A 24780-nucleotide genomic window follows, 5' to 3' on the forward strand; every position below is an offset into this window, starting at 1 on the left:
CCCTTTGAACCGATTCAACAAACCCTGTGGGACAGCAGTGACTCTGACCCCAATTCTCCCGCAGATTGGCTCCATTTGGTGGAGTATCAATATAAGCAAATCCAGAGAAGAAGGCAGCCGTTGATTGAGACGCCATTTTTATCTCCCTTATTGTAGATTTGTTATGTCGCTAATTTTTAGTGCACTTCCAGAATATAAAATGCGGCTGCCATCTGGATTTTCACAAATATTAACCGGGCCTATTCTATGAGATTTGTTATCATTATCCGTAGCCACACGTTCATAGCTACACACATTTTCAATAAATTTTACATATCCGTTAATTGACTTATAATAAACAGGAATGGATACCGAAAGGCGCATTCCCCTATCTTTTCTTAAGAAAACCTGCACTTGATCAATTTCAGAAAACGAGCTGCCCTTAATAAATATTTCGTGCGGATATTTAACAGATGTATTGTTATGAAAGTTTTCAATTGATATATGACGATACCAAGGAGGAAAGTTGTGCTCTATTTGCAAAGGGCATTTGTGAGAATTATCTTTTTCCTGACATGCAACGATAATGTTCGTGCTTTCATGATGTAATTTTGTTTGGAATCTATCCCAAATTTCTTTTCTAATTTTAACCCCTGCCACTCCAATAAACCTATTGGCGGGACTAATCAGTTCCTTTCTATTTTGCTCAGTCCCCAGTTGCCTCCCATAGTCTTCCTGAGCTTTAACTTCGTATGCCTCGACCTTCTCAAGAACAATAGATCGAGATTCGTCGGGAAGTTCTTCCAATTCATAGTGAATCTCAACCACATTCGGATCGTCGAGATTATCGATCCACAAAATTGGTGGACGAAATCCCTTTCTAACTTCCTTTGCTACCGGAAAGGTCCAGAAAAAACCTGTAATATAATGGCTTGGGGTTAAAAAACAGTTGGAACCCAATAAAGGAATAACCAGCCCGCCGTTATCCAACTGGTGGGTTAAATACGCTCTGCTCATACGATATCTTCTCTTCTGGTCGAAGATCACGAATGGGATAAGCAGGGCTGTCCCAATCGCCTCGTCAGGCGCCCAATAGCCATCACAACGCACCCTTTTGGTTACAACCATGGGCTCGTTGTTATAACGCAGGTGAAACTTCACCTCGATTACTGCGCGTCGGTCCAAAAGGAAGCTGAGCAGCCAGATACCCTTGCCGTCATCGTAATATTCGGTCACGGCGACCAAAGCCGATAGAGCCAGCACAGAGGCCAAGAGCCACCGACGAAAACGACGTGGCTTCTTCCCCGTGCCTTCAACAAGGGGGGCCTGATCCTTCGGCATGTTCTGCAGTTCAGTCATCATCTTCCCTTATTCACGCTGCCTTTTCCTTGACCCGCACTTCGCCTGCGACCGGCTTGCCGTCCTTGCCGGGTTGCAGCAGCTTCAGCGGCTTGTCAGCGAACAGGCGTTGCTTGATTTCTTTCAGCACCGCCTCTTGCCCACCGAAGGGTGCGACGAGATCGACGATCCAGGCGCGGTCGCCCGAGTTCCAATCAGATGGCCTCAGGCGCGTGTGACCCGCCATCAGACGTTGTTCGGCTTCCTCGTTCAGCATGGCCCAGGTAACGAAGGCCTGTGGTTTGTCTTTGCCGCGCACCAGCCTGAACTGGCGCAGCATGACCGGCGGCAGCACCAGCCATTCCAGATCGGCGATGAACAGGTGTTTGTGGTTGGGTGATTGCGTCATCAGCCAGACCACGTCGCCCAATACCTCGGCAGGTCCATTGGGCTGGCGCAGTGGCGTTGGCGGGGCCGCGTCGGCTACCTTGGCTTCTGCTTGCTTGGCGGATTTATCTTTTGAACTAGCCTTGCCGGACATACCGATCTCCCTGAAGAACACAGACTCAACCGCAAGAGATCGCCTATTCCATTCGGAACAAGGCCCCTCTTTTCAGCGCATTCATGGTCCCGCAGGCAGGCTTGTTTTTGTTTGATAAGCTGGCTGAAACTCTAGCCAAAGGCCTTAGAGAGTCAACACATGAAGCGGGGTCATCCTGGACGGCGCATAGGCACAGATGATGGAAGGCGCCGGGGCTGTCTCAGTGCAAGGGAGGTTGGCTTGCTTTCTGCCGCGGCTCGGTTAGGCTTGCTCCCGCTGAAATCCAGATGAAACTCAGCCTAAGGGTCAATCGATGAGCCGTTTTCTATCCGATGGACGCAGCCTTGATCAATTTTTTCATAGCCAGTTGGTTGCCTGTCCGCAATGCGGCAAGCGGACGGAACTGTTCTATCGGAACCAAGAGGTGCGGCTTGCCTGTTTGATGTGTGGACACAGCCGGAACATGGGTTGCCTTTCCAACCCCGAAGGCGACCCTGCCATTGTCAACGGAACGCCGGGGGTTGATTTTACAGCTTCCCGGTTTTCATGGTCGCTTGCGGCATGGAAGTCGGTCAGGCTTTGGCTGAGAACGCCTTGCTGCGGCGAGGAGCTGTGGGCCTATAATTTGGAGCATCTTTTGTATCTGAAGGCATATATTACCGCCAGCCTTCGAGAACGCCGTCAAGAACGGCGCACCCCCAAAAGTCCTTTGGCCTGGCAGAATACGGCTTTGATCAGCCGCATGCCGCAATGGATGAAGGATCGTAGGAATCGGGATGCCATTCTGTCCGCCATCGCCAAACTGGAGCGGATGGCGCGGTCATAGTAGGAAGGGCCAACCGCCACCAGAAGTTATAGACCTTAATCTGCCATTTATTTTGTGGGCGAAACGGGTTGGGGCGCTTCCTATCTTTACATCAATACAACTCCGGGAATTCAAAAACGGATGACATGACGTTCGGGGCGTCGCACAGCCAAGGAGGCGTCGATGCCGATGCAGGGGGAAATGGATATCCACTTCGACACGCAGGGGCGGCATGCTCTGCCGCGCGCCCAGCAGGGGGGCGGCCTTCGCTTCGATTTGTCGCAGGCAGTGACGGCCCTGTCTTCATCGCTTGATCTGATCGGCCAGCAACATGTCTATCATATGCGCCGGGTCGCCGTGATGGCCCTGGCCATGGCGCATGAGATGAACTGGAGTTCGGAACGCAAACGCGACGCCATGTATGCCGGGCTTGTCCATGATTGCGGCATCAGCTCGGAACGCGAATTCAACGATTTGTCCGTCGCCGTCGAATGCGCCAATCCGCATCCTCATTGCGAGCGAGGCGCTGCCTATCTGGCCGAATGTTTGCCGCTGTCGCGCTTTGCGCCCATCGTTGCGCACCATCACACTTCCTGGAAGGCGCTGTGCCGGATGGAGGAGATGCCAAGCGACACCCGTTTGCTGACCAATCTGGTGCAACTGGCCGATCGCGCCGACGTCATGCATCACGGCATGCGTCTGAAGGGCCGTCACGAATGGGAAGTCATCGGGCGCGAGCTGGCGCCCTATGCGGGCAGGCTGTTCAACAAGGAACTGGTCGAATGTTTCAGAGGGCTGGCCGAAACCGACGCCTTCTGGCTGCGCCTGTTGCCCGAATATGTCGAAACGGTTCATTACGATTTCGATCTGCCCGACGATCTGTCGTCGCACGGATTTGCGGAAACGCGCAGCCTGGCCCATCTGTTCGCCCGCATCGTCGACGCCAAAAGCACCTTCACCGGCGAGCATTCGCTGGGCGTCGGGCGTCTTTCGGTATCGCTGGCGCAAAGATCGGGCCTGGGCGATGAATTGTGCAACCAACTGGAAATCGCCGGGCTTTTGCACGATATCGGCAAAATGCGGGTCCCTATCGAGGTGATCGACAAGCCGGGCAGCTTCTCGCCCGAGGAGCGCCGCCTGATCCGACGCCACAGCTATGACAGTTTCCGCATCCTGGCCCCGGTGTTCCAGGGCACGCATATTCCCCGCTGGGCCAGCCAGCATCACGAGCGTTTGAACGGTTCGGGTTATCCTTTCGGCCTGAAGGCCGACGACCTTGATTTGGGCGCCAGAATCATCGCCGTCGCCGACGTGCTGCAAGCCCTGGCCCAGACCAGGCCCTATCGGCCGGCCTTCTCGCGCCCCGAAATCATCAAGACGATGAAGGAAATGGCGGATCGCGACGAGCTGGATTTCGGCCTCGTCTGCTTTGTGGCCGAGGATTTCGAGAATCTTTACGCCCAGGCCATCGGCGCCGAGGGCAAGGGGTAGGACATATCCGATATTTCCGAGATGAAGGATAAGGAACCCGTACTACTCCCGCTTCCCGATTCCTTCCGCCAGCAGCGCCACGCACAACGTATTGAAACTGACGCCTTCCAAGGCGGCTCGTCGCGCCAGGGCGGCATGAAGCGACCGGGGGACGCGCTGGCTCCACTTGCCGCTGAAGGCTTCCTCGCCCGCCTTGGGGATGGGGCGGCCCAATTCCTTCAAGGTCTCGACATAGGATTGCAAGGCGTCTCGCCCTTCCTCAATAGCTTCCTCCGGCGTCTCGCCATCGGCAATGCAGCCCGGATAATCTGGAAAACGGATCAGATAACCGCCTCCGTCTTCCTGGGAAAGCGGCTCTATTTCAAAACGCGGCAAACTGTTACCCATGGTCTTCACTTTCAATCTGGTCGATCATGTCGAGAAACAGCTTCACATAAATCGGCTTGATCGGCTTTCGAGCGGGAACCGGCAGCGGCAGCAGACCTGGGTAGCTGAAAGTTACGTGGCTGGTGCCGGGTTGGCGGTAGTCGATGCCGTATCGGCCGGCAATCCGCTTCAAATCCTCAATCCGCTGATCTCGCGGATTGTTGCGCATACGGGCGAGCGTTTTCTCGATTTTCATCACGCCAGAATGGTATCATATATGGTGCCAATTTCAAGGCCTACCCCACCCTGTTCCCGGCTTCCAGCTTGCGCCCGTCATGGGTCCAGCGCGTATCCGAAACCAATTCGGCATATTCCAGCCAGCAGCAGCCGTCGCAAGGGCATTCCCTGAATTCCCATTCCACCGGCCCCTCGCCTTTCCAGGCGAAGGGCGGCGCATCAATCTTCTGAACTTTCAAGGGCGTATTGCAGCGGGGGCACATGGGAATGGGGCGGGTCATGCCGGCGTTTCCTGATGGTATTTCTATGAAATAGGCGTCTTTTGTAGCGTTCCGCCCGCCTTGAAAGCAATTAAATCTGGCCTTTCCGGCCAAATCGTGGCATTAACCCCGCCTTCAAGAGCCGTGGCACCCCTGGAGGCCCGGTTCGGCATCTCGCATTCATTAGGAGAGAGCAATGACCGATATTCATGTCCTCGCGGCCAGTTCGCGAGAGCGGGCCGGAAAGGGGGCCGCCCGCGCCACCCGTCGTTCTGGGCTGATTCCTGCCGTCATTTATGGCGACAAGAAGCCCCCGGTGATGGTGGCGCTGGAGCCCAAGACCTTGATGACCGAATTGCACAAGGCCGGATTCCGCACCACCCTGTACGACGTCAAGGTCGGCAACGAAGCGTACCGCGTTCTGGCGCGCGACGTTCAGTTCCATCCGCTGACCGACAATCCCTTGCATGTCGATTTCCAGCGCGTGGGCGCCAGCTCGACCATTCACGTCGCCGTGCGCGTCTTGTTCGAAAACGAACTGAAGTCGCCGGGCCTGAAGCGTGGCGGCGTGCTGAACGTCGTGTTGCACGAAATCGAACTGGTTTGCCGCGCCGACAGCATTCCCTCCAAGCTGGTCATCGATCTGGCCGGTATGGACATCGGCGATTCGGTTCACATGAGCCAGATCGCCCTGCCCGACGGCGTTCGCCCTTACAACACCAGCCAGAACTTCACCGTGGCGACCATCGCGCCGCCCACCGTGATGAAGGCTTCCGACACCCAGGCCGAACAGGCGGCGGCGGCGGCGGCTTCGGCGGCTTCGGCGGCGGCGGCCGGCAAGGCTCCGGCTCCGGCGGCGGCGGCCAAGGCGCCTGCCAAGGCGCCCGCCAAGAAGTAACGCGCGGCTTTCGCAATGTTCCTCCTGGTGGGCCTTGGCAATCCGGGACAGGAACATGCCAAAGACCGGCACAATATCGGATTCATGGCGGTGGACGAAATTGTCCGCCGCCATGATTTTTCGCCCTGGCGCAAACGCTTCCAAGGCGAAACGGCGGAAGGCAACATCGGCCAGCAACGCGTGCTGGCTCTGAAACCCGCCACCTTTATGAACCTGTCCGGTCAGGCGGCGGGCGAAGCGGCGCGTTTCTTGAAAATTCCGCTCGAGAACATCCTGGCCTTGCATGACGAGTTGGACCTGTTGCCCGGCAAGCTGCGCGTCAAAACCGGCGGCGGAGCGGGCGGACATAACGGCCTTAAAAGCCTGGATGCCCATCTGGGCAACGGCTATAAGCGTCTGCGCCTGGGCATCGGCCATCCGGGGGACAAGGACACCGTGACCGGCTATGTGCTGTCGGGTTTCTCCAAGGTCGACAAGGACTGGCTGGACCCGTTCTTGGAGGCGCTGGCCAAACATATCGGCCTGGCGCTGTCGGGCAATGACAACGAATTCATGAACAAGGTGGCGCTGGCTTTGAAACCGCCGCCGCCCATAGAGAAAAAGAAGGACGCGTAAGATGGGATTCAATTGCGGCATCGTCGGCCTGCCCAATGTCGGCAAGAGCACGCTGTTCAACGCGCTCACCAACACGGCCGCCGCCCAGGCCGCCAATTATCCCTTCTGCACCATCGAACCCAATGTCGGACGCGTGGCGGTTCCCGATCCCAGACTGGAGCGGCTGGCGGCAATTTCGAAAAGCCAGAAGATCATCCCCACCCAGCTTGAATTCGTCGATATCGCCGGGCTGGTGCGCGGCGCTTCCAAGGGCGAGGGTCTGGGCAACCAGTTCCTGGCCAACATCCGCGAGGTGGACGCCATCGTGCATGTGCTGCGCTGCTTCGAAGATTCCGACATCACCCATGTCGAGGGATCGGTCGACCCGGTGCGCGACGCCGAAACGGTGGAAACCGAACTGATGCTGGCCGATCTGGACAGCGTGGAAAAGCGCGTCATCGCCGCGCAGAAAAAAGCCAAGACCGGCGACAAGGAAGCCAAGGAACTGCTGCAGGTTCTGGAACCGGTGCTGACCGCCCTGCAAGCCGGTCTGCCCGCGCGCAAGGCCAAGATCGATGCCGATCTGAAACCTCTGCTGGCCAAGCAGCAGCTTCTATCCGCCAAGCCGGTCTTGTACGCCTGCAATGTCGAGGAAGCCTCGGCTTCGACCGGCAACACCTTCTCGGCCAAGGTGGAAGAGATGGCGGCAAGCCAGGGCGCCGCCACCGTCATCATTTCCGCCGCCATCGAGGCCGAGGTGGCGCAGTTGGCCAGCGACGACGACAAGCGCGAATTCCTGGCCGCCCTTGGCCTGGACGAAACCGGACTGGCCCGCGTGATCCGCACCGGCTACGAGTTGCTGCATCTGGTCACCTTCTTCACCGTCGGCCCCAAAGAGGCCCGCGCCTGGACCGTGCACAAGGGCGCCAAAGCCCCCGAAGCCGCGGGCGCCATCCATACCGATTTCGAGCGCGGCTTCATCCGCGCCGAAACCATCGCCTTCGACGACTTCGTCTCGCTGGGCGGCGAAACGCCCTGCAAGGAAGCGGGCAAGATGCGACTGGAAGGCAAGGAATATGTCGTCGCCGACGGCGACATCTTCCATTTCCTGTTTAATGTGTAGCCATTGAATAGATTTGCGCGCAACTACTCATCAGAAGCGATGTTTTATAGGTTACACATTTTCAATCCACGCTGAATAAGTTTGTCCGTCGCTCCTAATATTATGTGCTCGAATTGGGGGTGTCGTGCCATTTGACTTTTCGCGTCTGGGAAACCACCGACCCCCATCGCCACCCCATTCAAACCGTAAACGGTTCCCCCTAGCTCGATCAAGACAAGTGGTCGAACAGTTCCTCCAAATGATTTTTTCTTGCACGAAAGTCTACCGTTATCAAAATTGACAAAGGGCCACTCATCACCATATTCCTGTTTTCCAACGGTTAAGGCGCTGTCCCCACAAGCCGTGACGAAGAAGAATAGGAAAACAACTAGAACCAAGTATCTCATTTCGGTTCTCCATGCACAGCGCGGCACGCAAACCGCATCATCTGGATGTTGTTTTCCAAGTGCGTATCGACAAGAATCGGGGCTTTGCTGCCACACCTCCCATCACTAAGAATCTCTTTAGCTGCCTCCGTACGGTTGGAGCGTCTATCGAGTACGTATGGATTGGGAAAGAGTCTTACTCCCATGTTAAACACGGCCACATCATAAATGCCTTCTTCGCGGGGCCAGACAGCAATCTTGATTTCACCTTCTACGGGATGGTTGATTAAATGCGTCTCAACCCCTGGAGCATCTTGTGCGCATGCGCCAAGAAGTAGTAAAGCGATCAACGAACGCAGTCTCATAGATTTCTCCGATTCTATCACTCCTGAGCAGACTCCAGGCGGTCCTTGTAGGCCTCGAAAGCTCGCAGGAACTCGTCTTGTTTGTCGAGCATGGTGGAAAGGTGAATGCCATAATAGTGAGGTGGCTCGGCCACGTAGGGCTCCCTCATCGGCTTGCCATCTTTTCGTATATCCACAACCTTCCCGCCAACGACTTCGGCAATATCGCTGAAGTAGGCCATATCCGCATCAATCCTGCCAATATCCCGCCCTCTCCTGGCCGTGTAGCAAGTAAAGTACGGAGTTCCTTTCGGCTCACCCCAGCCTGCTTCCGCATAGATATGTCCTAAAGGCGCGTCGCCTTGCTCAGTTCTTAAGATCAACTTCATGCCACGTCCAAATAGGTAATAGGCATTCAGGGTCTCCGACATTTTGTCGAGGAAAGTCTGTAGCCGCTCGGACATGCCGGGTGCCAGCTTCGCAAGAGTTTCAAAAAACTCGTCACTGCTGATGGAATAACGTTGCGAGACCGCTCCGACCAACCTCTTGCCGTCATTCTCCAGCGGCGCAACTTCGACACGCCCGTCGCTGGCAATCCGGACGATGCCGCGTTCGATCAGAACGGTACGGGCCATGACGCTTGGCAGGACCAAATGGCCGCCCATGGATTGCGAAAGCGCATACACCGCCATTTCGACAAGCCCTAGCGTGAAGTGAGAACCCGCATGATCCTGCAAGAAGCCGGTCAGGGTTTCAACGTCTTCCCTTATGCCGTCGCCGACGATCAACAAGAGTATCCGACCCAGCCGCAGATTCCTGGAAACCGCGTCGATGAAGGAAACTTCGTCGCCGCCCTGTTCTCTTGTCACGATGTCGAACAAGGACTTTTCCGTCTTCCCGCGATTTGCCTTCGCAATCGCCGCTTCAAGGTCTTGATAGGACCAATCCGACATGCTGTGTGCATAGTCGATGGCCTGCATGACTACCTCGCGCCGGGCTTGCGGATTGCGCCACAGCTTGCATTCGACCAGAACGATATCACCATCCGGCGTCATGAACAGATTATCGGCGTATCCCGCTGTCGTCGGAAGCTCCATGCAGACGGGCACCACTTCCTCAAACCTCGGTTCGATATCCGTAATCGGTAGGGACTGGGGAAATGAGTAAATGAGCCTTTGCAGCCACCCCTCGTCATACGATTTTCCCTCGTTACCTTGGGTGAGAGAGACCCTTCGCAAAACTCGCGCCGTTTCAAAATCATCTAGGTCGTCAATGGTGACTGGCAACCCCTGTCGGCGCCGCTCGAATTCGCCACTCATCGCTTTATCCCCCCAAGACCACAACTCAGCAGCACTCGGAATAATATACATAACGTTTTATACAACCAAGGATTTGTTTTGCGTTACCAGCCATTGCTGTTTGAGGATTGGCAATAAACCTTCCCGTATACTGTTATCCTCGCGTACTATTCGTAGTCGCAATCTTCCCAATAGCCGCCCTTGCCGCTGCCCAGATGGGCGAAGCTGCCAGTCAGTTCGATCCGCATCACGTATTTCGCCATCTTGTATCAAAGCTGGCGCAGTTGGCCAGCGACGACGACAAGCGCGAATTCCTGGCCGCCCTTGGCCTGGACGAAACCGGACTGGCCCGCGTGATCCGCACCGGCTACGAGTTGCTGCATCTGGTCACCTTCTTCACCGTCGGCCCCAAAGAGGCCCGCGCCTGGACCGTGCACAAGGGCGCCAAAGCCCCCGAAGCCGCGGGCGCCATCCATACCGATTTCGAGCGCGGCTTCATCCGCGCCGAAACCATCGCCTTCGACGACTTCGTCTCGCTGGGCGGCGAAACGCCCTGCAAGGAAGCGGGCAAGATGCGACTGGAAGGCAAGGAATATGTCGTCGCCGACGGCGACATATTCCATTTCCTGTTTAATGTGTAGTCCACTACTTCGTGAAATCGAGCTGGGCGGCGCCCAGAATGGCGCCCTGATTCTTTTCTTGCAGCAGCAGGGCGACCGCCTTGGCGTCAGCGGGCAAGGACGCAAGGGGATAAGTTAGGCGCGCCGCCTGCCCCTTCCATGCCCCAAGATGCTCAAGCCCGCGCACGATATTGTATTCTTGCAAACGACGCCCTGAATTTTCGCCCCGACCGACCGGCGTTTCCGCTTTTGGAAGATAGGCGACAAGAAGTATATCGGCAGGAATGGCCGCAGACGCTTGGTCGATCTCAATGTTCAATTCCGACCCGACAATGGCCAACCGAACCGCGACGCCTTCTCTTTTGGTTGAAAGCAGAGCCTGCGCGCGGCGACGATCCGAGCCGACCAAATCATTCACCCCATCGATCACCATCTGCGGCGTATAGACCGAGCGTAGGGACAGGCGGGTTTTATAGGTCTTCTGGCGTTCGACCGCCTCGGGCATGGAATAGCGGTCCTTCCAGCCGATATAGTCCCAATAGCTGACATGGTAGGCTAGGGCCACCACATCCTTGCGCTGGGCCAACTCGCCCAGAAAGGCGTCGGCCGGCGGGCATGAACTGCATCCTTGCGAAGTAAACAGCTCAACCACCGCCGGCCTGTCGGTCGCCAGGACTTCATGCGACGCCATTACTATCACCAGCATGGCTATCAGGCGTTTCATCGTCCTGGCCGCCCTTGCGCCATCCGTTACATCTTCTTGTCCATCTTGTCCTTCTTGTCCATGGCGTCCTTCTTCATGGAGTCCGGCTTCTCCATGCTGTCCTTCTTCTCCATGGGTTCCTTCATCATGGAATCCTTCTTTTCCATCCCCTCTTTCTTCATGCCGTCCTTCTTGTCCATGCTTTCCTTTTCCGGCGCGCCGTATTGCGCCTGCGCAGGGACAACGGTCGCCGCCAAAAGCATGGCCGCCAAAATTGCTGGAATCGTCAATATACGTGCCTGCATTGAAGCCTCCTGTCGATGGATCCAGGCGGCCCGCAAGCGCAGGCCCGCCGAAGAGATGCGATACCCTTCACATGGTCTTTCGCAACCTTGCGGCCCAGGGTTACAGGCGGAAGATAATTTTGTTCAGGAAGACCGGCTCAGACCGGCAACGAAATTGACAATCAGCGTTCTGACAAGACTGTCTTGCTTGCAGGATGTCACAATGTCGAGCTTGCCGCTGGAGGCCAGCGATCCGATGCCATGCAGGCTGGCCCACAGCACCAAGGCAGCCTCGGCCCTTTTCTGACCTTGCCTTGGTCCGAACAGAGGTGCCAGGGCGGCCTCGACCTTTTGCAGCAATTCCTGAACGCGCGCATTGAACCAGTCGGGAAGCGGGTTGTCCTCGCCCAGCCGGTATTCGAACAACAATTCCCACAGGCGGGGATGCCGTTCCAGAAACGACAGATAGGCCATGGCCTGGGCCAGCAGATCGTCTTCCGGTTTACCTGACAAACGCACGCCAGCCAGGGCCTGGTCCAGCATGGCCAGGGTTTGCGCATTCAACTGCACGACCAGATCGTCTTGATTGGCAAACAGATTATAGAGCGTGCCCGGCGAATAGCCGATGACCTCGGCCACCCGCCTGGCCGTCAGGGCCTTGAAGCCGTCGCGCTCCACCAATTGGCGGGCAGCCGACAAAATCAGCTCGTGCAGTTCTTCGCGGCTGTGATCGGAACGGCGGGCCATGAAGTCCCCTTTCGGAAAAATGTACGCTGTTCAAAAAAATATATTGAACGACGTTCAGTTACAAGCTATATTCGGATTATGAACGCTGTTCAATATATTGGATTGATCAGAGGAGGCGCAATATGGGAACTTCATTGACCATCGCCGTACCCGCAGCAATCGCCCTGGGTGTGCTTATGATGACGTCATCCGCCAATGCCGCCATTCGAAACAATGGCCTTAGCGACAAGGCCCAGACCCTGCTCGAACAATCCTTCCAAGGCCTTGAAGGGCAAGAACTGGTCGATTACCACGCTCATATGCTGGGGCTGGGCGTGGGCGGCACCGGCGCTTCGGTCAATCCAAAGCTGCTAAGCTGGCGCCATCCTGTGGCCCGTCTGAAGGCCAAGATATTCTTCAAAAGCTCGGGCATTCAAAGCGAGGCCGACGCCGACCGTCAATATGTCGAGCGTCTTCGCCAGTTGGCGGGCGAATTTCCCCGGCCCAAAAAACTGGTCATTCTGGCGTTCGATTACCGGCGCGGAAAAAATGGCCACATCTTGCAAGACGACAGCGAGTTTCACACGCCCAGCGATTATGTGCTGGATCTGTCCATGCGCCATCCCGAACATTTCATCCCGGCTGTCTCGGTGCATCCTTACGATCCAGAAGCGCTTTCCAAGCTGGAAATCTATGCAAACCAAGGGGTGCGCATCGTCAAATGGCTGCCCAACGCCCAGGGTATGGACCCTTCCGACCCCGCCATCGATCCCTATTACCGGCTGATGGCCAAGCACGACATGATCTTGCTGTGCCATACCGGGGAAGAATCGGCGGTGCATTCCCCGGACGATCAACGGCTGGGCAATCCGCTGCTGCTGCGCCGGGCGCTGGATAATGGGGTACGGGTGATTCTGGCCCATGCGGGCAATCGCGGCATGAACGAGGATTTGGACAATCCCGGACGGCAAGCCCGCAATTTCGATCTGTGGCTGCGCATGATGGACGACCCCAGATACGAACATCTCCTGTTCTCGGACATCTCGGCCATCACCCAGACCATCCGCAGCCACAAGGATTTGCGCATTTTGCTGGAACGCGCCGACTTGCATTCCCGTCTGGTCAATGGCAGCGACTATCCCCTGCCCGCCATCGACATCTTCATCCAGCCATGGCTTTTGCAAATGGGTGGTTTCATCACCAATCAGGAGCGCAAGTCCTTGAACGAAATCCGCCGACACAATCCGCTGCTGTTCGACTTCGCCCTGAAGCGCACGATGAAACATCCTAAAACCGGCGCCAAGTTCCCGACCCAGCTGTTCGCCGCCCATCCCGCCCTTGCCGGGCTGGCAGAACCCCTGCACAATCCAAGCGTCGCCAAGGGGGAGAAGTGACATGACCTCGGATTTGACCAGCGTGCTGTTCAAGCGCCGCTTCTGGCCGCTGTTCGTCAGCCAGTTCCTGGGGGCGGCCAACGACAATCTATTCAAGAACGCGATGGCCATCCTGGTCATCTACCGTTTAAGCGAACAATCGCCCATCGCGCCGCAAATTCTGGTCACGCTGGCGGCTGGCATCTTCATCCTGCCCTTCTTTCTCTTCTCGGCCACGGCAGGCCAAATCGCCGACCGCTTCGAGAAATCCTTCCTGATCCGCATCATCAAGTTCGCCGAAATCCTGGTCGCCTGCCTGGGCGCCTGGGCGCTGCTGATCCCCAGCGTGGTGGGCATGGTCTGCGTCCTGTTCTTGCTGGGCGTTCAGGCGGCCTTCTTCGGCCCCTTGAAATACGCCATCATCCCCGAGCAGTTGGAAGAGAACGAACTGGTCAGCGGCAACGCCGCCATCGAGGGCGGCACGTTCCTGGCGATCCTACTGGGCACCATCGCGGGCGGCGTTCTGATCTTGCAGAATGGCGGCACCGTGATCATCGCCGTCCTGGTCATCTGCCTAGCGGCTCTGGGCTTTGCCGCCAGCCTGTTCCTGCCCAAGGCGCATCCCGGCAACGCTTCGGTGCGCATCAACCCGAATTTCGCGGGCGAAACCCTGCATGTGCTGGGCATGATCCGCCGCCAGCGCGCCATCTTCCTGTCGGTGCTGGGCATTTCCTGGTTCTGGCTGGTCGGCGCCACCTATCTGTCGCAATTTCCCGCCTTCGCCAAGGACGTGCTGAACGCCGACGAGCAGGCGGTAACCTTGATGCTGACCATCTTCTCGGTCGGCATCGGCATTGGATCGATGATCTGCACCCGCCTGCTGAAAGGCGAAATCTCGGCCCGCTTCGTGCCTTTCGCCGCCCTGGCCATGGCCCTGTTCGCCTTCGACCTGTGGCTGACCAGCCGCGCCATGACGGCTGGCGGAACCAACGCCATCCGGCCCCTGCTCGACTTCCTGGGCGACTTTTCGTCCTGGCGCGTGCTGGCCGATCTGCTGCTGCTGGCCATCGCGGGCGGCATCTACATCGTGCCGCTGTACACGATCTTGCAATCGCGCAGCCTGGAGAGCGAACGGGCGCGCATCATCGGCGCCAACAATATCGTAAACGCCGCCTTCATGGTGCTGGCGGCAGGGGCCAGCGCCGCCATGCTGTCCATGGGATTCTCGGTGCCCGAGGTGTTTCTGACCATCGCGGCGGCGACGCTGGTGGTGGCGGTCTATATCTGCGGCCTGCTGCCCGACGCTTTCTTGAAGGGCGTTTTCTCATGGCTTCTGAGCCGCCTGTACGGCGTCGAGGTCAAGGGCATTGAGAATCTGAAATCCATCGGCAACAAGGCGGTGATCGTGGTCAATCACGTCTCGTTCCTGGATGCCGTGCTGATGGCCGCCTTCCTGCCCATGAAGCCGACTTTCGCCATCAACAGCTTCATAGCAAGGCTGTGGTGGGTGAAGCCCTTTTTGTCGGTGGTCGATGCCTATCCGATGGACCCCACCAATCCGATGTCGACCAAGGGCCTGATCCACGCCGTGCAGGAGGGCCGCAGCTGCGTCATTTTCCCCGAAGGCCGCATCACCGTGACCGGGGCCTTGATGAAGATCTACGAAGGCCCCGGCATGATCGCCGATAAGGCGCAAGCCCCCATCGTCCCGGTGCGCATCGACGGCGCGCAGTTCACGCCCTTCTCGCGGCTGAAGGGCAAGATCAAGCTGCGCTGGTTTCCCCATATCACGATCACCATTCTGCCGCCCTGCCGCTTCGATTTGCCCGAAGAGATCAAGGGACGCGCGCGCCGCCAGAAGGTCGGCGTCGCCCTTTACGACGTGATGTCGCGCATGATGTTCGAAACGACAAACAGCCAGCGCACCTTGTTCGAGTCCTTGCTGGACGCCAAGCGCACCCATGGCGGCGATGCCTTGGCCTGTGAGGACATCAACCGCAAGCCCCTCAGCTACGACCGCCTAATCATAGGGGCCATCGCCCTGGGGCGGCGGATTTGCGAAGGCACGGCGCAGGGCGAAGCGCTGGGCCTGATGCTGCCCAATTCCAATGCCGCCGCCGCCGCCTTCTTTGCGGCGCAGTCGCAAGCGCGCGTTCCGGCCATGCTTAATTTCTCCACCGGGGCGGCCAATGTTCTGTCGGCTTGCGAAACCGCCAGCGTCAAAACCGTGATCACGTCTCGCCGCTTCATCGAACAAGCCCGTCTGGGCGTTCTGGCCGAAGCGCTGGAGGCCAAGGTCAGGCTTATTTATCTGGAAGACGTCAAGGATGCGATGGGATTGTCCGACAAGTTCTACGGCCTGCTGGCCAGCTTGTTCGCGCGCAAAATCGTCAAACGCCAAGACATCTCGCCGCAAGCGCCTGCGGTGATTTTGTTTACCTCGGGTTCCGAAGGAACGCCCAAAGGCGTGGTGCTGTCGCATGTCAACCTGCTGGCCAATCTTTCCCAGATCGCGGCCCGCGTCGCTTTTTCCTCGACCGATATCGTCTTCAACGCCCTGCCCATCTTCCATTCCTTCGGCCTGACCGGCGGCATGCTGCTGCCCATCTTGTCGGGCATCAAGACGTTCTTATATCCATCGCCGCTTCATTACCGCATCGTGCCCGAGATGGTCTACGACACCAACGCCACCATCATGTTCGGCACCGACACCTTCCTGGCAGGCTATGCGCGGGTGGCCTCGCCCTATGATTTCTACAGCGTGCGCTATATCTTTGCGGGCGCCGAGAAAGTGAAAGACGAAACCAGGCGCATCTGGATGGAAAAATTCGGCGTGCGTATCCTGGAAGGTTATGGCGCCACCGAAACCGCCCCCGTGATCGCCGTCAACACGCCCATGCATTTCAAGGCGGGAACGGTGGGGCGTATTCTGCCCGGCATCGACTACCGGCTTGAACAAATGCCGGGCGTCCCCGAGGGCGGAAGGCTGTGGGTGAAGGGACCCAACATCATGCTGGGCTACTACCGCGCCGAAAAGCCGGGCCTGCTTGAACCTTTGAATGATGGCTGGTACGACACCGGCGACATCGTTTCCATCGACGAGTTGGGCTTTGTGCGCATCCTGGGCCGCGCCAAGCGATTCGCCAAGATCGCCGGAGAAATGATCTCGCTTGGCAAGGTGGAAGGCGAGATCGCCGCCCTATGGCCGCAGCAGCATCATGCCGTGATCGCCCTGCCCGACGAGCGCAAGGGCGAACAGCTGATCTTGATCACAGAAAACCAATCCGCCGCCCGCGACGCCATCCTGGCCCATTTTCGCGCCCAGGGCTTGTCAGAACTGATGGCCCCCAAGGCGATCTTGAAAGTGGATCGTCTGCCCATCTTGGGAACCGGCAAAACCGACTATCTGGGCGTAAAGGCCCTGGCCGAAGCCTTTGTCAGCCCGGCGACAGACGGAGAGAATTAGCGGCCCGGCCAATAAAAATGAAAAAACCCGTCAATTCAGCGAATTAACGGGTTTTTTAGGTGGTGGGCGCTGTAGGATTCGAACCTACGACCCGCTGATTAAGAGTCAGCTGCTCTACCAACTGAGCTAAGCGCCCTGAAAGGGAGGCCCGGGGTATAGCAAAGCCGGCCCCCCTTGTCGATAGACTTTGTTGAATTTCCCCAACTTGCTCCAAGCCCTGGCTTGCGCTGGCCGTCCGGCTTGGCTACCCTCGCCTTCCCGCCGGTATTTCGTCAGGCCCAAGGATGGCCGCTGGCGGGCAATTTCATTCTTCTGCTTCACCAAACCGGCGCGGCAGCCTGCCGTTATTGTTGCAATGATGGCGCGGTCCTCGCCGTTCAAAGCGTTGCAATTCCGTTTATTGTATGTTCGCATCGCGTGGCATTGCCCATCCGCTGTTTATCCAAGGGAGGCCCTTCATCCCATGAGCCGGTTTCAAGGCACCGATTCTTACGTCGCCACCGAAGACCTGAGGGTCGCGGTCAACGCCGCCATCACGCTGGAACGCCCCTTGCTGGTCAAGGGCGAGCCGGGCACGGGCAAGACCGTGCTGGCCAGGGAGGTGGCCAACGCGTTGGGCCGCGACCTGATCGAATGGCACATCAAATCGACGACCAAGGCCCAGCAAGGCCTGTATGAGTACGACGCCGTTTCCAGACTGCGCGATTCCCAACTGGGCGAATCCAAGGTTCACGACATCTCGAACTACATCAAGCGCGGCAAGCTGTGGGAAGCCTTCGAAGCGCCCAAGCCGCCCGTGCTGCTGATCGACGAGATCGACAAGGCCGACATCGAATTTCCCAACGACTTGCTGCTGGAACTCGACCGCATGGAGTTCCACGTCTACGAAACCGGCCAAAGCGTTGCGGCCAAGGTGCGCCCGGCGGTCATCATCACGTCGAACAACGAAAAGGAATTGCCCGACGCCTTCCTGCGCCGCTGCTTTTTCCATTACATCCGCTTTCCCGACGCCGACACCATGGCCGCCATCGTCGAAGTGCATTATCCGGGCATCAAAAAGGCGCTGCTGTCGGAAGCCCTGTCCATGTTCTTCGAGGTCCGCGAAGTGCCCGGCCTTAAGAAAAAGCCGTCAACCAGCGAGTTGCTGGATTGGATCAAGCTGCTGCTGGCCGAAGACATGACGCCCGGCCAGTTGAAGGAACGCGACGCCAAGAACATTCTGCCGCCCCTGCACGGCGCCTTGTTGAAGAACGAGCAGGACGTGCACATGTTTGAGCGCTTGGCCTTTCTGTCGCGCCGGGACGGGCGCTGACTGGCCAGGGCAAGCAACGTGTTCGTCCCCTTCTTTCTTGAACTGAGAAAGGCCAAGGTTCCGGTCTCGCTGATGGAGTATCTGACGCTCCTTGAGGTGATGGCCAAAGGCCTGGCCGACTACGACGTCGAAAAGTTCTATTACTTGTCGCGCGCCACCCTGGTGAAGGACGAGCGCAACATCGACAAGTTCGACCGTGTTTTCGGCCAGGTTTTCAAGGGGATTGAAGGCAACCTGGACGGTGTGGAAAGCAGTACGGCCCTGATCCCCGAGGAGTGGCTGAAGAAGATGGCCGAACGCCACCTGACGCCCGAGGAAATGGCCCATATCCAGTCGCTGGGCGGCTTCGAGAAGCTGATGGAGACTTTGAAGAAGCGGCTAGAGGAACAGAAGGAGCGCCATCAGGGCGGCTCGAAATGGATCGGCACGGCGGGCACCTCGCCCTTCGGGGCTTACGGCTACAATCCGGAAGGCATTCGCATCGGCCAGGATCGCTCGCGCCATCGCCGGGCCGTCAAGGTCTGGGACAAGCGCGAATTCAGGAATTACGACGATTCGGTCGAGATCGGCACGCGCACCATCAAGGTGGCCTTGCGCCGTCTGCGCCGTTTCGCCCGGGAAGGGGCGGCCACCGAACTGGATTTGCCCGGCACCATCCGCGCCACCGCCCATCAAGGCGGCCTGCTCGATCTGAAAATGCGCCCCGAGCGCCACAACAAGGTCAAGGTGCTGCTGCTGCTGGATGTCGGCGGGTCGATGGACGATCATGTGCGCCTGGTCGAGGAACTGTTCTCGGCGGCGCGTACCGAGTTCAAGCATTTCGAACACTTCTATTTCCATAATTGCCCTTACGAGGCTTTGTGGAAGGACAACCGGCGCAGAAACAGCGACATCGTCCCTACGCAGCAAGTCTTGCGCACTTTCGGCCCCGACTGGAAATTGGTGATGGTGGGCGACGCCAGCATGAGTCCCTATGAAATCGCCTATGCCGGAGGGGCGGTCGAACATTGGAACGAAGAGGCGGGATCGGTCTGGATGCACCGGCTGGCGGACGCCTATCCCAGCATGGCCTGGATCAACCCGGTGCCGAAATCAAGCTGGTCTTATACATCCTCAATTGGCATGATGGAGCGGCTGACCGAGGGGCGCATGTTTCCGCTGACCCTGGAAGGCCTTGATCTGGCCATGCAAAACTTGAACCGATGAACGAACAGACAAAACAGTTCGGCTGGAGAGACGAATACAGCGTCGGTCATCTTGGCCTGGATGGCGAACATCGCTACTTCATCGAGCTGATCAATCGCCTGTCGCTGGCCCTGACCAGCAATTTTCCGCGCCAGGAGATTCTGGACATTCTGATCATGCTTGAATCCGAAACCGAGGTTCACTTTCAGCATGAGGAAGAGGTGCTGAAGCTGACCGGATATCCCAGCGTTCGCGACCATGCGGAAAAGCACCGAAAACTGCTAGGCGACATCATCGACGCGCGCCACGCCGTCGAGAAGAGAACGGAAATCGATATCAAGGCGGAAAGCCACAGAATTTCGGCGCTGCGTTCGCAGATGTTCGAACATATCCTGAGCGAGGACATGGCGCTGCGCCACTCACAAAGATAGGCTTTTACCCAAGTTCCTTGCGCAGCAATGCCAATTGGCTTTGCGATTCGGCATCCAGCGGATCAATCTCGGCCGCTTTTTCCAGATGCGCCGCCGCCTCTTCCGGATCGCCGAAAGACAGCCAGGACAGACCCAGCCCCTTATGATATTCCGCAGGTTTGGGATCGGCGGCCACGGCCTGATCGAATTCGGCAATCGCCTTGCCCGCCTCGCCGCGCTTCAAAAGAAAGAAGCCCAGCCTAGCATGCGCTTCGGCATTGATGGGATCAAGCGCCAGGGTTTTCTTGAAGCGTCCCTCGGCGGCGGCGTCCTCGCCCAGGGCCAGCAACGCCTTGCCAAGCTGAAGCTGGTAGGCAGCCTTGAACGGATCGAGATCGACAGCCCGCTTGAACCATTTCGCAGCTTCGACCTGCTCTCCTTCCTCGACCAGCAGGGCGGCCAGATTGCTGGCCCCCTCGCCCGAGGGGCGCGGCGCTTCCGCCGACGCGCGAAAATGCCCTTTGGCGGAATCGATATTGCCCAGCGCCCGATGCGCCTCGCCAAGCGTGTTGTGAAAATCGGCGCTGGAGGGCGACAGTTCCAGGGCCTTCGAAGCCAGATCGACCGCCTGTTGGGCGTCGCCGTCTTGCAGGCGGGTCAACCCCAGAAGATGCAAGGCTTCGGCGTTGTGCGGTTCGATGGTGAGTATCTCGCCATAGATCTCAGCCGCCTCGGCAACCTTTCCGGCCCGATGGCGCCTTAAGGCACGTTTCATCATTTCTGCGGTCGCTGCGCCCATGCTCACCCCTAAAAGACAGGCGCATTGTAGAACGCAAACCGGTGGCTCTGTCCACCGGTTGTTTTACGAAAGGGGAGGTTGCTTTAAGCGCTGGCGGCGGCGACGGCGCGAACGGGAAGCACTTCCGCTCCCGAGGCTGGTACGACCAGCGTCTCACACATCGGTTCCAGGCGATAGGCCGTCGGATCGGACAGCAGGGCGCGCAGCAGCAGATTGTTCATGGCGTGGCCGGAACAACGGCCCTGGAAACGGCCCAGAATGGGATGGCCGGCCAGATACAGATCGCCAACAGCGTCCAGCACCTTGTGACGCACGAACTCGTCGTCATAACGCAGGCCGTCTTCATTCAAAATCTTGTTGTCGGCGCCAATCACCACGGCATTGTTCAGCGAACCGCCCTTGGCAAGGCCAGCCGCCCTGAGCATGGCCACTTCCTGTTCCAACCCGAAGGTGCGCGCCCGGCACACTTCCGAGCGGAAGGCGCTGGAAGTGATTTCGACCTGCATTTCCTGGCGGCTGATGGCGGCGCTGGCGAAATCGATGGCCAGATCGACCTGGAAACTGTCGGCAGGCTCCAACGACACCATGCGGTCGCCGTCTTGCAGCTTGATCGGGCGCAGCACGCGAATGGCCATGCGGGGCGCATCTTGCTCGACCACGCCCGCGCAATCGATCAGGAAGACGAAGGGCTGGGCGCTGCCGTCCATGACCGGCACTTCAGGCCCGGTGATTTCGATCAGAAGATTGTCGATCCGGCTGCCCGCCAGGGCGGACATCAGATGTTCGATCGTGCGCACCACGGCGCCGTTCGCGGAAACGCCGGTGCACAGGCGGGTGTCGTCCACCATGTCCCAGCGGGCGGGGATCAGGGCGCCGTTGCCCGCGATGTCCGTCCGCTTGAAGACGATGCCGTGATCCACCGGAGCAGGTTTCAGCGTCATCGTGACCTTGACGCCCGAATGCAGGCCAACGCCGGTGCAGGAGATGGGATTTTTGAGGGTGCGCTGGCTGATCGGGTGACCGGAGAGCTTGACGCCGCCAGCAGCCTGGCCGTTCTGCCCGTACCTTCTGGTCATCGCATCGAACATGCCGTTATCCCCTAATCAAAACCGAACCACTAAATGCGCACTTTCACGACATCCTTGTAACAAGACCTGGGGCCAGCAACAAATCACTTCATGTTACGGATTGTTACGCATGCGCAAGGATGTTCGCGCTATGAACAACAAACGAAATCAATGACATACAAAAACGAACCCGGCCACCCATGACTTGGGTGGCCGGGCAATGTTTCAAGGCTTGCCGATAGGCTTAATTGGCCTGACGGCGCAGGAAAGTCGGAATGTCCAGCGCATCCTCGTCGCCCTTCGACAAGGTGGGCCGGTCCAAAGGATCAAGGCCGCCCAAACGGGGCTGCGAGGTCTGGATCAACCCGGCCTGCGGCGCTTGCGGCGATGCTGGGGCCGGAGCGGAAGGACGCTTGGCCGCCCCGGTGACCAGACCGAACAGGCTGGACGACTTCTTGGCCTGCGGCTCGGCCTTGGCCGGATCGGGCCGCAGCAAGTCGGGCAGACGATCTTCCTCGGCCCGCATCCTCGGCTGGGCCGCCCCATTCATCACGGCGGCTTCGGCGAAGGGATCCGCCTTGGCCGCAGGCGCGTCCTCCAGCGTCGCCGGAGCGGGCGGAATATAGGCTTCCGCCTTGGGCGGCTCCTGGGCATGGCGCTCGTGGGCGACGATATCCAGGCTGGGCTGGAGAACGGTGCGCATCGGCTCGACGGGCCTCGCCATGGCGACCATGGTTCGGGTCTGAACCTGAAGCGTTTCGGGCTGCGGCTGGGCTTGCGCCAGAGCCGGAGCCGGAGCGCTTGTCATCGTCGGAGCATGGACGGGGCTGGGCGCTTGCACAGGTTCGCTGGCCTGACGCTGTTCGCGATTGGCGATGAAGTCGAACACGCTGGGCTTGCCGCGCACAGCACTTTCGGCATCGATGCCGGTCGCCACCACCGAAATGCGGATCTTTCCTTCAAGTGCGTCGTCGAAGGTTGAACCGAAGATGATGTTGGCGTCGGGATCGGCCTCGTCGCGGATGCGGTTGGCCGCCTCATCCACTTCGAACAAGGTCAGATCGGAACCACCCGTGATGTTGATCAGAACGCCCCTGGCCCCCTTCATCGACGTGTCGTCGAGCAGCGGGTTCGAGATGGCGGCCTCGGCGGCGTCGAGTGCTCGCCGCTCTCCAGCCGACTCGCCCGTCCCCATATGGGCCTTGCCCATCTCACCCATCACGGTGCGGATGTCGGCGAAATCGAGATTGATCAGGCCGGGCACCACCATCAGGTCGGTGACGCCGCGCACGCCCGAGCACAGCACGTCGTCGGCCATCTTGAAGGCCTCGGCGAAGGTGGTTTTCTGGTTGGCGACGCGAAACAGATTCTGATTGGGAATGATGATCAGCGTATCGACGATGGCCGCCAACTCCTCGATCCCGGCTTCGGCCAGGCGCATGCGGTGATGGCCTTCGAACTGGAACGGCTTGGTGATGACGCCGACGGTCAGAATGCCCTGTTCGCGGGCCGCCCGGGCAATCACGCCCGCAGCCCCCGTGCCGGTGCCGCCGCCCATGCCCGCCGTGATGAAGGCCATGTTGCAGCCCGACAATTCGGACAGAATTTCTTCCATCGCCTCTTCGGCGGCGGCCCTGCCGATATCGGGCCTTGATCCTGCGCCCAAACCCTGCGTGGTGCCGACCCCCAATTGGATGCGCCGGTTGGTTTTCGATTGCGAAAGCGACTGGGCATCGGTGTTGGCGACAACGAATTCGACGCCTTCCAGGCCGGACTGGATCATGTTGTTGACCGCATTGCCGCCCGCACCGCCCACGCCGATGACGACGATGCGCGGTTTAAGCTCGGGATGCCCCGAGGGCAGAGAACTAAAATTGATCGCCATAAGTCCACCTCCTGCAGAGCGCCGGATCAACCGGCACAGCTTAAAAGCTAAAAGTTAAAAATTATCCCTCAACCACTGCCCGAAGCGTCCGAATTTGCCCGCGGACGCCACATTTTGTTTAGAACTCTTCTCGGGGGCCGCGGCGAGGCTGCTGGCCCCATAGCGCAGCAACCCGGCGGCGACGGCGAAGGCGGGTCCCCCGGTGGCTTCGGCCAGACCGGCGAATCCTTGCGGGCGGCCCATGCGCACCTGCTTGTCCAACACTTGGCCCGCCAGATCGCGAACCCCCGACAATTGACTGGCCCCGCCCAGCAGAACGACGCGCCTGCCCGCGATGCGGTCCATGCCCGATGCTTCCAGATGGCTACGCACCATTTCGAAGGTTTCCTCGATCCTGGGCCTGACGATCTGCACCAGCATCGAGCGCGGCATCTGGGCCGGAGCCTGATCCTCTTCCTCGCCGACCAAGGGAACGCGCAGCATTTCGCGATCGTCGGATGCCGACGGCATGCAGCTTCCATACAGCGTTTTCAGCCGTTCGGCCTGGGACAAAGGCGTTGAAAGGCCCCTGGCGATGTCGTTGGTGACGTGGCCGCCGCCCACCGGAAGCGTATCGATGTGAATCACCTCGCCATTCAAGAAGACGGCGATGGTGGTGGTGCCGCCACCCATGTCGATCACGGTGGCCCCCAAATCCTTTTCGTCATCGACCAACGAGGCCAGACCGGCGGCGTAAGGGGCGACAACCAAGGCTTCGATGTCCAGATGGCCGCGAGCGACCACGGTCGATAGATTCTTAAGCGCCCCAGACGCCGCCGTGACCAGATGAACGCCCACGCCCAGCTTCTCTCCAAACATCCCCCTGGGGTCGCGAATGCCTTCGCTGCCGTCCAAACGATAGCCCAGCGGGATGCAATGGATCACTTCGCGGTCCGGACTTTCCGCCGGCTGCTGGCGCGCATGGTCCAACATGCGTCGAATGTCGGAATCGTTCACCTCATGGCCCGCCACCGCCACATCGATATCGACATGCCTCGACTGTGGCTGACCGCCCGTAAAGCCGATCACAACTTGGCCCACGCGCTCGCCCGCCATGTCCTCTGCCGCTTCGACGGCCTGGCGCACCTGGGTTTCCGCGGCTTCCATATCGACGACCAGTCCGGCCCGCATGCCGCGCGAGACCTGATGGCCGATGCCGACGATCTTGATGGCGCCGTCGTCTTGAACGCGCGCGATGAAACAACAGACCTTGGTGGTGCCCACATCAAGAGCGGCAATCAATCCATTTCTTGGACGAGGCTTGGCCATGCG

The 24780-nt window shown here is 58.7% G+C and carries 26 protein-coding genes and 1 tRNA gene; 11 read left to right on the forward strand and 16 right to left on the reverse strand.

The window, feature by feature from the left end; translation table 11 throughout:
- Positions 1-147: 147 nt before the first annotated feature.
- Positions 148-1341 (reverse strand): hypothetical protein, encoded by a 1194-nt coding sequence (locus tag HQL44_12685; protein ID MBF0269437.1) that lies wholly within the window; start codon positions 1339-1341, stop codon positions 148-150.
- 10 nt (positions 1342-1351) lie between these two features.
- Positions 1352-1858 carry a toxin-activating lysine-acyltransferase gene (locus HQL44_12690; GenBank protein MBF0269438.1) on the reverse strand — a complete coding sequence of 169 codons (507 nt, stop codon included), beginning with the start codon at positions 1856-1858 and terminating at the stop codon, positions 1352-1354.
- Positions 1859-2171: 313 nt separating this feature from the next.
- On the opposite strand from HQL44_12690, the gene HQL44_12695 reads away from it, so the two are divergent.
- Entirely contained in the window at positions 2172-2684 is a 513-nt protein-coding gene (locus HQL44_12695) for a hypothetical protein (GenBank protein MBF0269439.1), read from the forward strand.
- Between the two features lie 162 nt (positions 2685-2846).
- Positions 2847-4154 (forward strand): HD domain-containing protein, encoded by a 1308-nt coding sequence (locus tag HQL44_12700; GenBank protein ID MBF0269440.1) that lies wholly within the window; start codon positions 2847-2849, stop codon positions 4152-4154.
- A 42-nt stretch (positions 4155-4196) separates the two neighbouring features.
- On the opposite strand, the gene HQL44_12705 is transcribed toward HQL44_12700, so the two are convergent.
- From HQL44_12705 to HQL44_12715, 3 genes are all read right to left on the reverse strand, one after another.
- Positions 4197-4541 (reverse strand): type II toxin-antitoxin system HicB family antitoxin, encoded by a 345-nt coding sequence (locus HQL44_12705; GenBank protein ID MBF0269441.1) that lies wholly within the window; start codon positions 4539-4541, stop codon positions 4197-4199.
- Positions 4534-4749 (reverse strand): type II toxin-antitoxin system HicA family toxin, encoded by a 216-nt coding sequence (locus HQL44_12710; GenBank protein ID MBF0269442.1) that lies wholly within the window; start codon positions 4747-4749, stop codon positions 4534-4536. The genes HQL44_12705 and HQL44_12710 overlap by 8 nt, the downstream gene beginning before the upstream one ends.
- A 67-nt stretch (positions 4750-4816) precedes the next feature.
- Entirely contained in the window at positions 4817-5038 is a 222-nt protein-coding gene (locus tag HQL44_12715) for a hypothetical protein (GenBank protein ID MBF0269443.1), read from the reverse strand.
- A gap of 175 nt (positions 5039-5213) precedes the next feature.
- Here HQL44_12715 and HQL44_12720 point away from each other — a divergent pair, with 175 nt between their 5' ends.
- Genes HQL44_12720 through ychF form a run of 3 tightly spaced genes read left to right on the forward strand, consistent with a single transcriptional unit; the run spans position 5214 to position 7632 of the window.
- Positions 5214-5915: a 50S ribosomal protein L25/general stress protein Ctc gene (locus HQL44_12720; GenBank protein ID MBF0269444.1), complete on the forward strand. Its 702-nt coding sequence runs from the start codon at positions 5214-5216 to the stop codon at positions 5913-5915.
- Positions 5916-5930: 15 nt separating this feature from the next.
- On the forward strand, positions 5931-6530 hold the full coding sequence (locus HQL44_12725; GenBank protein ID MBF0269445.1) for an aminoacyl-tRNA hydrolase: 600 nt from the start codon (positions 5931-5933) through the stop codon (positions 6528-6530).
- Position 6531: 1 nt separating this feature from the next.
- Complete coding sequence (gene ychF / locus HQL44_12730) at positions 6532-7632, forward strand: redox-regulated ATPase YchF (protein MBF0269446.1); 1101 nt, start codon at positions 6532-6534, stop codon at positions 7630-7632.
- A gap of 44 nt (positions 7633-7676) precedes the next feature.
- Here ychF and HQL44_12735 read toward each other — a convergent pair whose 3' ends face one another.
- The 3 genes from HQL44_12735 to HQL44_12745 are packed head-to-tail and all read right to left on the reverse strand — an operon-like array spanning position 7677 to position 9660.
- Positions 7677-8018, reverse strand: coding sequence for a hypothetical protein (locus HQL44_12735; protein MBF0269447.1), 342 nt, complete (start codon positions 8016-8018; stop codon positions 7677-7679).
- Positions 8015-8362, reverse strand: coding sequence for a hypothetical protein (locus tag HQL44_12740; GenBank protein MBF0269448.1), 348 nt, complete (start codon positions 8360-8362; stop codon positions 8015-8017). The genes HQL44_12735 and HQL44_12740 overlap by 4 nt, the downstream gene beginning before the upstream one ends.
- Positions 8363-8379: 17 nt before the next feature.
- Positions 8380-9660, reverse strand: coding sequence for a hypothetical protein (locus tag HQL44_12745; protein MBF0269449.1), 1281 nt, complete (start codon positions 9658-9660; stop codon positions 8380-8382).
- 194 nt (positions 9661-9854) lie between these two features.
- Between HQL44_12745 and HQL44_12750 the strand changes: the two genes are divergently transcribed.
- Positions 9855-10280, forward strand: a complete 426-nt coding sequence (locus HQL44_12750) for a DUF933 domain-containing protein (GenBank protein MBF0269450.1) — start codon at positions 9855-9857, stop codon at positions 10278-10280.
- A 4-nt stretch (positions 10281-10284) separates the two neighbouring features.
- Here the strand turns inward: HQL44_12750 and HQL44_12755 are convergent, their stop codons facing one another.
- The 3 genes from HQL44_12755 to HQL44_12765 all read right to left on the reverse strand — a co-directional run bounded on the left by HQL44_12755 (position 10285) and on the right by HQL44_12765 (position 11993).
- The gene (locus HQL44_12755) at positions 10285-10983 is read right to left on the reverse strand and encodes a DUF1223 domain-containing protein (protein MBF0269451.1); all 699 of its coding nucleotides are present in this window, start codon (positions 10981-10983) and stop codon (positions 10285-10287) included.
- Between the two features lie 26 nt (positions 10984-11009).
- On the reverse strand, positions 11010-11252 hold the full coding sequence (locus HQL44_12760; protein MBF0269452.1) for a hypothetical protein: 243 nt from the start codon (positions 11250-11252) through the stop codon (positions 11010-11012).
- 138 nt (positions 11253-11390) lie between these two features.
- A complete protein-coding gene (locus HQL44_12765) occupies positions 11391-11993 on the reverse strand; it encodes a TetR/AcrR family transcriptional regulator (protein ID MBF0269453.1) in 603 nt (200 codons plus the stop codon).
- A 122-nt stretch (positions 11994-12115) separates the two neighbouring features.
- Between HQL44_12765 and HQL44_12770 the strand changes: the two genes are divergently transcribed.
- Both HQL44_12770 and HQL44_12775 read left to right on the forward strand, forming a co-directional pair.
- Entirely contained in the window at positions 12116-13366 is a 1251-nt protein-coding gene (locus HQL44_12770; GenBank protein ID MBF0269454.1) for an amidohydrolase family protein, read from the forward strand.
- 1 nt (position 13367) lies between these two features.
- The gene (locus tag HQL44_12775; protein MBF0269455.1) at positions 13368-16811 is read left to right on the forward strand and encodes an acyl-[ACP]--phospholipid O-acyltransferase; all 3444 of its coding nucleotides are present in this window, start codon (positions 13368-13370) and stop codon (positions 16809-16811) included.
- Between the two features lie 60 nt (positions 16812-16871).
- Here HQL44_12775 and HQL44_12780 read toward each other — a convergent pair.
- Positions 16872-16947: transfer RNA gene (locus HQL44_12780), tRNA-Lys, on the reverse strand.
- Positions 16948-17274: 327 nt separating this feature from the next.
- On the opposite strand from HQL44_12780, the gene HQL44_12785 reads away from it, so the two are divergent.
- Genes HQL44_12785 through HQL44_12795 form a run of 3 tightly spaced genes read left to right on the forward strand, consistent with a single transcriptional unit; the run spans position 17275 to position 19739 of the window.
- Positions 17275-18123, forward strand: coding sequence for a MoxR family ATPase (locus HQL44_12785; protein MBF0269456.1), 849 nt, complete (start codon positions 17275-17277; stop codon positions 18121-18123).
- An 18-nt stretch (positions 18124-18141) separates the two neighbouring features.
- A complete protein-coding gene (locus HQL44_12790) occupies positions 18142-19329 on the forward strand; it encodes a VWA domain-containing protein (protein ID MBF0269457.1) in 1188 nt (395 codons plus the stop codon).
- Positions 19326-19739, forward strand: coding sequence for a hemerythrin domain-containing protein (locus tag HQL44_12795; protein ID MBF0269458.1), 414 nt, complete (start codon positions 19326-19328; stop codon positions 19737-19739). The genes HQL44_12790 and HQL44_12795 overlap by 4 nt, the downstream gene beginning before the upstream one ends.
- Before the next feature lie 4 nt (positions 19740-19743).
- Here HQL44_12795 and HQL44_12800 read toward each other — a convergent pair whose 3' ends face one another.
- The 4 genes from HQL44_12800 to ftsA form a co-directional block, all read right to left on the reverse strand.
- Positions 19744-20496, reverse strand: coding sequence for a tetratricopeptide repeat protein (locus HQL44_12800; GenBank protein MBF0269459.1), 753 nt, complete (start codon positions 20494-20496; stop codon positions 19744-19746).
- A 104-nt stretch (positions 20497-20600) separates the two neighbouring features.
- On the reverse strand, positions 20601-21593 hold the full coding sequence (locus HQL44_12805; GenBank protein MBF0269460.1) for a UDP-3-O-acyl-N-acetylglucosamine deacetylase: 993 nt from the start codon (positions 21591-21593) through the stop codon (positions 20601-20603).
- A 235-nt stretch (positions 21594-21828) separates the two neighbouring features.
- A complete protein-coding gene (gene ftsZ, locus HQL44_12810; protein MBF0269461.1) occupies positions 21829-23469 on the reverse strand; it encodes a cell division protein FtsZ in 1641 nt (546 codons plus the stop codon).
- Between the two features lie 54 nt (positions 23470-23523).
- Positions 23524-24777, reverse strand: coding sequence for a cell division protein FtsA (gene ftsA / locus HQL44_12815; GenBank protein ID MBF0269462.1), 1254 nt, complete (start codon positions 24775-24777; stop codon positions 23524-23526).
- Positions 24778-24780: the final 3 nt, after the last annotated feature.

Source organism: Alphaproteobacteria bacterium, assembly GCA_015231795.1.
In the GTDB taxonomy this organism is placed as follows: domain Bacteria; phylum Pseudomonadota; class Alphaproteobacteria; order Rhodospirillales; family WMHbin7; genus WMHbin7.